Origin of the sequence: Mesorhizobium sp. M7A.F.Ca.CA.004.04.2.1 (assembly GCF_004022825.1) — a bacterium.
Taxonomy (GTDB): Bacteria; Pseudomonadota; Alphaproteobacteria; order Rhizobiales; family Rhizobiaceae; genus Mesorhizobium.
Genome location: NZ_RZPH01000098.1, coordinates 1 through 10,272, shown reverse-complemented (window position 1 = coordinate 10,272; position 10,272 = coordinate 1). Strand labels below are relative to the sequence as shown.

General features: G+C 59.4%; 10 protein-coding genes and 1 pseudogene. 4 read left to right on the top strand and 7 right to left on the bottom strand.

Annotation, left to right across the window (positions count from 1 at the left end):
* From EN893_RS07060 to EN893_RS07050, 3 genes are all read left to right on the top strand, one after another.
* Positions 1 to 699 (top strand): asparagine synthase C-terminal domain-containing protein (locus EN893_RS07060; protein ID WP_164900744.1); only part of this gene is annotated, 699 nt, incomplete at its 5' end.
* Positions 696 to 2,249, top strand: a complete 1,554-nt coding sequence (locus tag EN893_RS07055; protein ID WP_164748773.1) for an AMP-binding protein — start codon at positions 696 to 698, stop codon at positions 2,247 to 2,249. The genes EN893_RS07060 and EN893_RS07055, both read left to right, overlap by 4 nt.
* Positions 2,250 to 2,288: 39 nt before the next feature.
* A complete protein-coding gene (locus EN893_RS07050; RefSeq protein WP_027036262.1) occupies positions 2,289 to 2,555 on the top strand; it encodes an acyl carrier protein in 267 nt (88 codons plus the stop codon).
* Between the two features lie 57 nt (positions 2,556 to 2,612).
* Here EN893_RS07050 and EN893_RS07045 read toward each other — a convergent pair whose 3' ends face one another.
* The 7 genes from EN893_RS07045 to EN893_RS07015 all read right to left on the bottom strand — a co-directional run bounded on the left by EN893_RS07045 (position 2,613) and on the right by EN893_RS07015 (position 9,580).
* Complete coding sequence (locus EN893_RS07045; RefSeq protein ID WP_236383138.1) at positions 2,613 to 3,293, bottom strand: class I SAM-dependent methyltransferase; 681 nt, start codon at positions 3,291 to 3,293, stop codon at positions 2,613 to 2,615.
* A gap of 122 nt (positions 3,294 to 3,415) precedes the next feature.
* Positions 3,416 to 4,627, bottom strand: a complete 1,212-nt coding sequence (locus EN893_RS07040) for a polysaccharide biosynthesis/export family protein (protein WP_236383137.1) — start codon at positions 4,625 to 4,627, stop codon at positions 3,416 to 3,418.
* 37 nt (positions 4,628 to 4,664) lie between these two features.
* Positions 4,665 to 5,924, bottom strand: a complete 1,260-nt coding sequence (locus EN893_RS07035; protein ID WP_127269814.1) for a hypothetical protein — start codon at positions 5,922 to 5,924, stop codon at positions 4,665 to 4,667.
* Positions 5,921 to 6,925, bottom strand: coding sequence for an SDR family NAD(P)-dependent oxidoreductase (locus EN893_RS07030; protein WP_127267501.1), 1,005 nt, complete (start codon positions 6,923 to 6,925; stop codon positions 5,921 to 5,923). Before EN893_RS07030 ends, EN893_RS07035 begins: the two co-directional genes overlap by 4 nt.
* Before the next feature lie 85 nt (positions 6,926 to 7,010).
* Positions 7,011 to 7,685: a sugar transferase gene (locus EN893_RS07025; protein WP_127267500.1), complete on the bottom strand. Its 675-nt coding sequence runs from the start codon at positions 7,683 to 7,685 to the stop codon at positions 7,011 to 7,013.
* On the bottom strand, positions 7,682 to 8,818 hold the full coding sequence (locus EN893_RS07020) for a DegT/DnrJ/EryC1/StrS aminotransferase family protein (RefSeq protein ID WP_127267499.1): 1,137 nt from the start codon (positions 8,816 to 8,818) through the stop codon (positions 7,682 to 7,684). The genes EN893_RS07025 and EN893_RS07020 overlap by 4 nt, the downstream gene beginning before the upstream one ends.
* 39 nt (positions 8,819 to 8,857) lie before the next feature.
* Positions 8,858 to 9,580, bottom strand: coding sequence for a sugar phosphate nucleotidyltransferase (locus EN893_RS07015; protein ID WP_127267498.1), 723 nt, complete (start codon positions 9,578 to 9,580; stop codon positions 8,858 to 8,860).
* Positions 9,581 to 10,091: 511 nt separating this feature from the next.
* Between EN893_RS07015 and EN893_RS07010 the strand changes: the two are divergent.
* Positions 10,092 to 10,272: pseudogene (locus EN893_RS07010) on the top strand (response regulator transcription factor); the annotation flags it as partial.

The following is a 10,272-nucleotide window of genomic DNA, read 5'->3' as shown; positions in this document are numbered from 1 at the left end:
TTCGCGCATGACACCCGCTGGCGCACCACCAGCGCCATCAAACGGCTGTTCTCGGCCGACATGCATGCCGAAGCGGCGCGCCACGACGCAGTGGCGGACCTGCTCTGCCGTCTGCCCGAAGAGTTTCCACGATGGGGTCCTCTCGCGCAGGACCAGTATCTTGAGATCAGGACGCTGATGTCGGGCTACCTGCTCTCCTCTCAGGGTGACAGGATGCTGATGGCCCACTCCGTCGAGGGGCGCTTCCCGTTCCTGGACGACAGGCTCGTGACCTTGGCGAATTCGCTACCGGCCGACTACAAGCTGCGCATTCTGGATGAGAAACACGTGCTGAAGCGTGTGGCGAAATCGATCGTCCCCGCGGAAGTCGTGGCCCGCAAGAAGCAGCCCTACCGGGCGCCCAACGCACTTTGCTTCATGGGCGATAGCGCACCCGCCTATGTCCGCGAAGCACTCTCTGAGACTGCCCTGCGCGCGGCGAATGTCTTTGATCCGAACTCGGTCGCGCGCCTGCTGGGCAAATGCGCTGCCAAGACCGGCGATGGCGATCTGTCCAACTCGGACAATATGGCGTTGGTCGGCGTGCTGTCGACGCAGCTCCTCCATCAGCAGTTTGTCGCAAGCCGTCCATCAAGCGGGCGTGCGGTCGACCTCAGGATAGATGTCGATCGCCTGCACAGGGAAGAGGTGCTGGTATGATGCATGGCGCCGTCCCTCTGCTGCACGACTACCTCAGCCATTCGGCCGGCCGGCTCGGCGACAAGGTGGCGCTGGTGTGCGGCGGGCACCGGCTCGCCTATGATGAGCTTGAGACACGTTCCAACGCGGTCGCCCATCATCTCGTCACGTCCGGGGTCGCCCCCGGTGACCGCGTCATGATCTTCGCCGACAACACCGTCGAGACCGTGGTCAGCTTCTGGGCGGTTCTCAAGGCGAGCGCCGTCGTGTGCGTCGTCAATCCGCTCACCAAGAGCGACAAGCTGGGGTATTTGCTCAACGATTGCCTGCCGGCGGCATTGATCACCGACAAACATTTGCAGCCGATCTTTACTGAACCGGCGCGTAACTGTCCGTCGCTGCGGCGGCTCATCGTCTCCGGTTCGGTGGACGTCGCCGAGCTCCGGGGATTGCCGCATGCCGTGCGCTGGGATGAGGCGGCTGCCGGCCACGGCAAAGCGCCGGCCCGCCGCCGCATCGATATCGATCTCGCAGCCATCATCTACACGTCGGGCTCGACCGGCGAACCCAAAGGCGTGATGCTGACGCACAGGAACATGATGGCAGCCTGCACGTCGATTGCCTCGTACCTCGAACTTGGCGAAGACGATGTGATCCTCAATGTCTTGCCCCTGGCCTTCGACTACGGCCTCTATCAGATGATAATGGCATTCCGTACCGGGGCGCGCTTGGTCCTCGAGCGCTCGTTTGCCTTCCCCGCACAGATACTTGCGATCATCGAAAGGGAGAGAGTTACAGGCTTTCCCGGCGTGCCAACCATCTTTGCCGCGCTGTCGGATCTCAAGACGCTGAAGGCAGATGATTTTGCAAGCATAAGGTATGTCACGAACACTGCCGCGGCACTGCCGCTCAAGCACATTCGCCTGCTCCAGGAACTGTTTGCCGATGCTCGCATCTATTCGATGTACGGCCTGACCGAATGCAAACGCTGCACTTATCTTCCGCCGGAAGATCTTGCGCGAAAACCGTTGAGCGTGGGGATCGCCATCCCGAACACCGAAATGTGGATTGTCGATGAGGATGACCGAAGGGTCGGTCCCAATGTCGTCGGCCAGCTGGTCATTCGCGGGGCAACGGTCATGAAGGGCTACTGGGGTAAGCCGGAGGCTACCGCGAGGAAGCTCAAGCCTGGCCCTTTGCCCGGCGAGCAGGTTCTGTACACCGGCGACTACTGCCGAATGGACGAGGAAGGGTACCTCTATTTTGTCGGCCGCAGCGATGAGATCATAAAATCGCGGGGAGAAAAGGTAGCGCCCAGGGAAGTCGAGAACGTGCTGATGGAAATCCCGGGAGTGCGGGAAGCCGCGGTCGTTGGAGTTCCCGACGACCTGCTAGGGCAAGCAGTGAAAGCGTTTGTCGTCATGGAGCAAGGAACGATCATGGGCGAAAAGCAGCTGCGGATGGAATGTCAGAAGCGGCTGGAAAACTTCATGATTCCGAAGTCCATCCAGATTGTGTCCAGTCTACCGATGACGGACACGGGCAAGCTCAAGAAAATAGCGCTTTCATAAAGCGACACCTGGAAATCATTTGGATCGGAGGCCAATTCAATGCTGAGCACGAACAACAGAATTGACACCTACAGCGATCAGATACGCGCCTTTCTGGCGTCAAATTTCTACGTGGCCGACCCGCGTGCCCTGGAGGTTGAAACGTCGTTGCTCGACCAGGGCATCATAGACTCGACTGGAGTGCTTGAAGTTATCGGCTTCGTCGAGGAGACATTCGGCATCACTGTCGAGGACAGTGAACTTCTGCCTGAGAATTTCGATTCCATCCAGGGAATTGCACGTTACGTGCTCAGCAAGGAAAACTGATCGCTGGGCCGCTTTAAGGGCGTCCTCCCAACCGAGCGCGCAAACCAATGGCGCGGCTCACGCTGGCGCTTTGGCCCGTGCACAAACCACCCTGGCTTCACCGGCTTTGTTTGCAACCGCGCGAATGCTCTCGTAGGCTTTGGAACGCTCAACCAAACTCATGACCTGCCGGTCCTGGCCAAGCCCGACCTCGAAAAGCAGCATGCCACCTTGCCGCAGATAGCGCCGCGCCTCCTTGATCACCCGCATGTGAATGCTCAGGCCGTAAGGCCCGGCAGCGAACGCCTCACGTGGTTCAAGTTCCATCAGGTGCGCGCGGTCGTTTTCGAGCCGCTTCTCGGAGATGTAAGGCGGGTTGCAAACGACCAGATCGATCGTGCCTTCGAGCTCCAGACCCGAGAAGGAATTGAACAGGTCGCCCTGCAGCACCGAAATGCGCCCGGCCAGGCCAAGATGGGCGACATTCCGGCAGGTGGTTTCGACACAGCTGTCAGTGAGATCGCTCGCCCAGACGCGCGCGGTGGGGACCTTGTATCCAATGGCGCAGGCGAGATTGCCCGCCCCGCAGCACATGTCCACGACACGCGGGACCGGCCGATTAAGTTCACGAAGCACATTGAGGGCGGTGCTGCCGAGCAATTCCGTCTCCGGGCGAGGGACGAGCACGCCGGGCGCCACAACCAAATTCAGCCCCATGAAGTCGGTACGGCCCGTGCTGTAGGCGCTGGCGACATCCATTTCACCAATCACGACAAACCCGCTTTCTGGATTTTTCCATTTTGATTTCTCGACGCCCCGTCTTCATGCCGTGAGGCGAGGCATTAGCCACCGTCGTTCCCGGGTCGGTTCACGTCGCGCAACTACTGGATCGCCGCGCTCTGCAGGTCGCTGCTGAACCTCACCTCGATGGTGTCTCCAGGCGCGACCTCAGTGTCCTGGTCGACCGGTCGACTTCTCGACGCGTCGCCGGCTCCACCGGTTATTGTGATCCGCGCCTGGAAGGTTTCGCCGGCGACCGGCAGCGGAAGAGCGGACGCCCCTGATGGCTGAAGCTTCTGGCTGGCTGCGTGGAGCCTTGCAGTGGTCTCGGCGAGGCGAAGGTCGGTGTCCCTCAACTCGTTCAGAAGGCCGATCCTTCGTTGATTTTCATTGCGTTCCTGCTGCCTGACGAAGTCTTCCTGCTGGCGCCGCGTTCTCATGAGTTCGACCGAGGTCTCGAGCGCCCGGCTCGACGACATCAGCACCGCACGTCTGACATCGGCGAGCCTGCTGTTGGTCAGGTTGCCCGATTCGAACGATTTGGTGACCCGCGCCAGATCGTCCTCATCCTGTTTCACCGCTGCCGCTTCCGTCTGCTCGCGCTTGAGCAGAACCTCGACCTCAGCCTCGGCATCCTTGGCGGTCTTGTCGAGATAGCTTTGCTCCTGTTGAAAATTGTTCAGCGAAATTCTGAGACCCTCCGCTTCCGCCTGCGCGACCGCCGATATCAATACATTCGACAGGGGCGAGCCCTGCGGCGGCTGCATGTCAAATTCTGCCTGGTTCTGAAGTTCGGCGCGGATGCGGGCGCCATGAAAGTAGTCCCTGATGTAATCCCCCCAGATCGACTCGTAGTCGCGTCGCAGATCAACGGGATCAGGTCCGCTTTGGCTTGCCCGCGACCGCAGAAGGCTGAAACCGCCGGCGACCGCAATCGCCTGCCGGACTGTCATGAGTGGCCGGTAAGCCTGCTGCCCTGGCGTCAGCACATCGCCAGTCACGTAGATCGGCCGGTACTCCGCGATCACGGCCGTGACGTCGCTCGGCTTGATGACGATCATTTGCTCCCGTCCATCAGGCAGACGCTGGTGGACGATCTTGGTTGGCAGCACCGCTTCCATGCGCGTCTGCAATTCGGCCGGCGTCAACCCGCCAACCGGGATCATCCCGAACTCGGGCAGCGCGATCGAGCCATCCATCTGGACAACCGCGCGTTGCGTTCGTTCCGCTATTGAGGCAATTCCTATCTCCACCGTGTCGCCGGGGGAGAGCTTGTAGGCGGCCGGCGCTTCGGCCGCGGTTGCGCTGCTCAAGGCCAGGCATCCGACAAGTGCTGCAAAGGAAATTCGGCTAACGAAGGCCATTGGTGGCAATCTCCTTTTGATTCAGATCCGGCTGCGGCGGCCAATCGAGATGGGCGACGAATTCGTAGACCGGTCCGCCCGGTACCCCCCAATTGCTAGACCAGATCACTTGCGACCCATCAGGGGACGGGGAGGCGTGTGTCTCGCTCCAATAATCGAACGGAGCGTTCCGCGTCTGCACGATCCGTCGGACCTCTCGACTGCCGTCGACACGCAGCGCGATCACCTCGCGCGAGTATGGAGCCCAGTCCGGCTGGCTTCGAACCTCCTCGGGATTGCCCCCGTAACTCATGAATGCCCATTCGGGCCGGTCCAAAGCGCGCAGCGATGCATGCTCGGCCTCGCCGAACTTCATGAGCGACGTGACCTTTCCATCGGACAGCCGACGTTTGATCACCTGATATTTGTCCGGGCTGGATTTGCTGATTCCGACGTAAATTTCGCTGCCGTCCGCGTCGAGAGTCATATCGCCATGGCCGGGCCGATGATGGTCCTTCCACGTCTGGCGCAAGGTGCCGTCGATTGCGAAAATGGCTCGCTGCTCGGTGCCGTCGGCCAGGTTTTGGAAACACAGGATGTTTTCTCCAAGCGGAGAAATGGTGCAGGAACTGGTCGTTCCGGCAACCTGGGCGAGATTGATGTCCGGGTATTTCAGACGCCGGTCGAGATCATATGCGAAGGCGACGGCAGCACCATCATCGCGGGTCGCGCGTACGGCAATGCGGCTGCCGTCACGACTTGGATTTCCCTTGGACGGGCCGAATTTGAGATCCCGATATTTCGCAGCGGCAAAAACTATGTCCTCACGATTGCTGCGGGGTGCCCAGGTCGAGATATTCTGATCATCGACACAAATCATCAGGTCCGCGTTTCGAGGGTGCCATTCGCACTCACCCGGCTTGTTGCGATGGAACAAAGGAACGTAGTTTTTCCCGTCGAGGAAGCACATGCCGTTGCAGCCGTTCATGAGGACGAGGAGGCTCTGATCGGCATTCCACGCTTGCGCGCTCGAGTACCGATGACTGCAATATATTTTGCCGCAGACAATTCCGCCGCCAAGAGCTCCGGGCTGGGTGATCCGAGTGAAGCTGATCCCTGTCGCCGGATCGGTTGCAGGTTTCAGGTAAGCGGGCAGATCCATTGCCGGCTCCGTGCCTGCCGCACCGCTCGGCCGGTTTCCGGCTGTGTGTAGCGCCAGCAGAGCGGCCATCAGCAGCACAGCCGGTATGAGCCGCGGAAAGGTCATGTCATATAGCTCATTTCGCGACGGACGCGGCCGTCGCTGAGGCGCGAACGCCACCACTCGATGGTTCTTTCCAGACCGTCACGCAGGCTTGTATGCGCCCGCCATCCGACTTTACTTTCAAGGTTCGAGGAATCGGCGAGCAACGCGCGAACCTCGGAGTTCTGCGGCCGCATCCGGCTTTCGTCGCGACGTACCGGTTTCCTGGTGCCACTCAACTCGAGCACCAACTCCAAAACGTCCGAGACACTGACGGCGCGCTGGCTGCCGGCATTGTAGGCATGGCCAAATTCAAGCTCGGCCGCCCCTGCCGCCACAAATGCCGCCGCAGTGTCTTCCACAAAGGTAAGGTCGCGGATAGGGCTGGTGTCGCCGACCATGATCGCCGGACAGTTCTCGTCCAGAGCCTGCCTTATGATGGTCGGCACGATGGCCCGCTCGCTCTGGCGCGGCCCGTATGTATTGAACGGTCGCAGGATGACCACCGGCACATCGAAGGACCTGGCATAAGACGCCGCCATCATGTCCGCGCCAATCTTGGATGCGGAGTAGGGGGACTGTCCCTGCAACGGGTGGGATTCGTGAATCGGCATGGTCAGAGCGGTGCCATAAACCTCGCTCGTGGACGTATGCACAATGCGCTCGGTTTCCCAGTGGCGTGCCGCTTCGAGGACATTCACGGTGCCCAGCACATTGGTCTCCACATAGGATTGGGCAGCAGCGTAGGAATAGGGAATCGCAATCAGCGCAGCCAGATGAAACACCACCGCCTGGCCGCGCACGATCCGGTTGATGAACGCGCTGTCACGAACGTCGCCACGAATGCATTGCAACTGGCTTCGAACGTGGTCGGGCAAATCATCCAGCCAGCCATGGCTGTCGAACGAGTTGTAGAGGGCCAGTGCCGTGACATCGGCACCTTCGTGCACCAGCGCTTCCGTGAGGTGGGATCCGATAAATCCATCCGCACCGGTGACCAGGACCTTCCTGCCGCGATAGCTCACGACCGTGCACTCCTTCGATCGTGTGAGCCGTCAAACTGGCGAACGAACAACAATCCATTCATGCCAAACTCCTCGCTTGCCAACTCTACCCACTTGCCGCGGGAGGCAGGGACACACCGAAAACCGCCCTGAAGCCCCGCATTATCCAGACGAGGTCCGATGCAATCGTGCGCCGCGGATAGTAGGCGAGGTCGATCGTTGCCTTGGCCGGGAACAGGACCTCTCGATAAAACAGGAGCGGATCAAGGGAGGGCGGGTAAAAACAGGCTTCGTGACGGAAGAGAACCTGGGTCGGGCCGAGCAGGCCAGGCTTCCACTGTAGGACAGCTTCATTGCCGCCGCGGAAACAATCGGCGAAGGCAAGGCTTTCCGGCCGCGGCCCGACAATTGCCATGTCCCCCGTGAAAACGTTCCACAGTTGGGGCAGCTCATCAAGTTTCGTTGCCGCGAGAAAGCGGCCTACCCGCGTCATGCGGCTGTCATCGTTCATGGTCAGCGCAAGGCCGAAAGGATCGGCTGTCGTCTTGAATTTGCGGAACTTGTACATGCGAAACGGTTTTGCGCCGGCACCCAGGCGCGTCTGTACGAAAAACACCGGCCAACCACCTTCGACAAAAAGTGCAACGGCAATCAGGAGCATCAGTGGAGCGAGTACCATTCCCGCTGCTGCAGCGAGGATGATGTCCATCGCGCGTCTGGCAATTCCGTGGCTGGTGCCAGCTACAGCGGGCCGATGCATGGTCACGTCGAGTGCGTTCATGCCGCAGCTCCCGCACGCCCGCTGCTTTCAATCGCCGTGGCTAATGCGACAACCACCGACTCGATCGCACTTGCCGTAATTTGCGGGTGTAGTGGAATCGTCAGCTCCCGCTGCGCGAAGTCCTCGGTCTTCGGCAGATGGATTTCAGTGAACATTTGGCGATAAAGCGTCATCTGGTGCACGGGCGTATAGTGGATTGTGGTCTGTATTCCCTTCGTTCGCAGATGGTCGATCACCGCTTGCCGGTCGACGTCATGTGGCAGGAGGACAGGCATGATGTGGTAGGCCGAGGTCCGCGGTTTGCCGAACGGGACTGTCACAGCCGAGCAGTAATCTGCGATCAGACGCCGATAGAGGACGACCAATATGCGCCGGATTTCATTCCATTCCTGCAGATTCTGAAGTTGGACCAAGCCAATAGCGGCGCGCAACTCGTCCATGCGATAATTGAAACCGAGCATCGTCACGTCGTATTGCGGCGTGCGGCTGTTCAACCGCTGATGTGTGCCACTGGTCATTCCATGTCCGCGAGCCTGGCGGATCGTTTCACGGAGCTGTCCATCCCGGGCAATAACGGCCCCACCTTCCGCGGTGGTCATGTTCTTGTTGCCGTAGAAGCTGAAGGCCGCGGCCGCACCGTAAGTCCCCACCTCCTTAAGGCCGGGAGCATGCGCGGCATCCTCGACGATATGCAGTCCTCGCACACGGGCAAATCTCTGCCATTCTTCCCGGTCGGCAAGATAGCCGGCAAAGTGGACGAGAATGACAGCCTTGGTACGTCCGGTGCATTTGGCCTCCGCGTCACTTAGGGACATCAGTGGCACTTCGGCCGACTCTATGTCGACGAATACCGGTGTTGCTCCTACGTAGAGCACTGCATTGGCGGTCGCCACGAAGGTCAGCGAGGGAACCAGCACTTCGTCTCCGGGGCCGATCCCAAGTCCATGGAGAATGAGATGCAGGGCGGCGGTGCAAGAGCTGACGGCGACGCAATCGACCGCATCATGCACGGCTGCGAAGGCCTCTTCAAAGGCTCGCACCTGGTCCCCCATCGTCAGCCACCCACTGTCGACAACTTTGGCCAGGGCTGCCTTTTCCGGAAAGCCAAGAATAGGAGCGCTGACCAAGAGCATTACGACCTCCTCATATTGGCGCGGCAGGGCGTTCAGCCCTCAAGCGGCCGCTGCCGAGACCTCGATCGATGCGGACTGCTCTTCCCAGGCGATGGTTTGTGCGTTTTGAAAATCTTCTACGCGTCCGATATCCAGCCAAAGCCCGTCATGTTTGTAGACGTGCACATTCGTGCCGTTTTGCATCATCTGCAGCATGAGGTCGTCGAATCCGAAGGCGATGCCGTCAGGTATAAAACGGAAAACATCTGGATTCATGCAATATATACCCATACTTACCAGATGAGACAGCGTCGGTTTTTCGCGAAATACCTGGACAGTATTGCCGACCTCGTCGATGACGCCGAAGTCCATCTTGATGATGCGGGAAGCTGTGGCTATGGTGACTGGATCAGTGTGAGTCCGGTGTGATGCCACAAACCGGCTGAGACTGAGATCGGTAAGTACGTCCCCATTGAGAACAATGAACGGCTCGTCCAGTTCCTCCCTGATCAGGGAGAGCGGGCCAATAGTGCCCAGAGGTTCCAACTCCTGGGTGTAGCGTATCCTAAGATTCCACTGTGATCCGTCTCCGCATACGGTGCGGATCAAGTGCCCCAGATAGCCGGTCGTTACGTAGACCTCCTGGATGCCGTTCCGTCGCAGCCACTTCAAAAGCAATTCAAGAACCGGCCGAGCACCGATCGGCATGAGAGGCTTGGGCAAGATGGATGTGAAAGGCCGAAGGCGTGTTCCCATTCCACCGCACTGAATGACCGCTTTCATCTCGTCCTCCTATTGATACGACTGTCGCGGTGTGATGGGTCCAGCCCACCCGGCCGGAAGGTACGCCAGTGTTGGTTTCACCTCTCCGGAGTGCAGCGATGGTAAGTGGCGCCCGAGAAGGCGTCGTCGTGCATTTGAATGGCACGTTCCCGGCGTTTTGATTTCAATATTCCAGCCGGTAGGGCATGGGCGCGGCAGGGTGATCAATCAGGGCTGGGAGCTGTAGCCGTTTGAATGGCAATTACCTGTGCAGATTTTCGGCGTCGGTAACGACCTTCCCGCAGAGGCATCGCCACCGTTCGTACGAAAAAAACACTTAACTATCTGGCCCTGAAATGTGTGCGATTGTAAGCTATATTAGAAGGTTGAAATGTGCGGATGGGCGACGGCGAGCGTCGACATACGGGGGATCAGCGGGCGGCTGATCTGTGTTGGGTCACCGTGCAGTCCATCCAAAGGGAGGTTTCGGCAGCTAGGGACACATGCGGGGCTGCCAAAAGGTGGGTGGTTCATGTATCGTATTATCATCGCCGACGATCACGGCTTGTATCGTCGTGGGCTGCGACTGGCATTGATGGCCGGCATTCCGGACTTGGAAATATTCGAAGCGGCATGTTTTGATACCGTCATAAGCCTGCTTGAAGATCAGGCGCCCGTTGATCTCGCCATCATCGACCTGCACATGCCGGGAC

Excerpts from the sequence above, each read along its gene's own strand:
- EN893_RS07035 (WP_127269814.1), bottom strand. The coding sequence starts at position 5,924 with ATGACCTTTCCGCGGCTCATACCGGCTGTGCTGCTGATGGCCGCTCTG.
- EN893_RS07020 (WP_127267499.1), bottom strand. The coding sequence starts at position 8,818 with ATGCTCTTGGTCAGCGCTCCTATTCTTGGCTTTCCGGAAAAGGCAGCC.
- EN893_RS07045 (WP_236383138.1), bottom strand. The coding sequence starts at position 3,293 with ATGGATGTCGCCAGCGCCTACAGCACGGGCCGTACCGACTTCATGGGG.
- EN893_RS07055 (WP_164748773.1), top strand. The coding sequence starts at position 696 with ATGATGCATGGCGCCGTCCCTCTGCTGCACGACTACCTCAGCCATTCG.
- EN893_RS07015 (WP_127267498.1), bottom strand. The coding sequence starts at position 9,580 with ATGAAAGCGGTCATTCAGTGCGGTGGAATGGGAACACGCCTTCGGCCT.
- EN893_RS07050 (WP_027036262.1), top strand. The coding sequence starts at position 2,289 with ATGCTGAGCACGAACAACAGAATTGACACCTACAGCGATCAGATACGC.
- EN893_RS07025 (WP_127267500.1), bottom strand. The coding sequence starts at position 7,685 with ATGAACGCACTCGACGTGACCATGCATCGGCCCGCTGTAGCTGGCACC.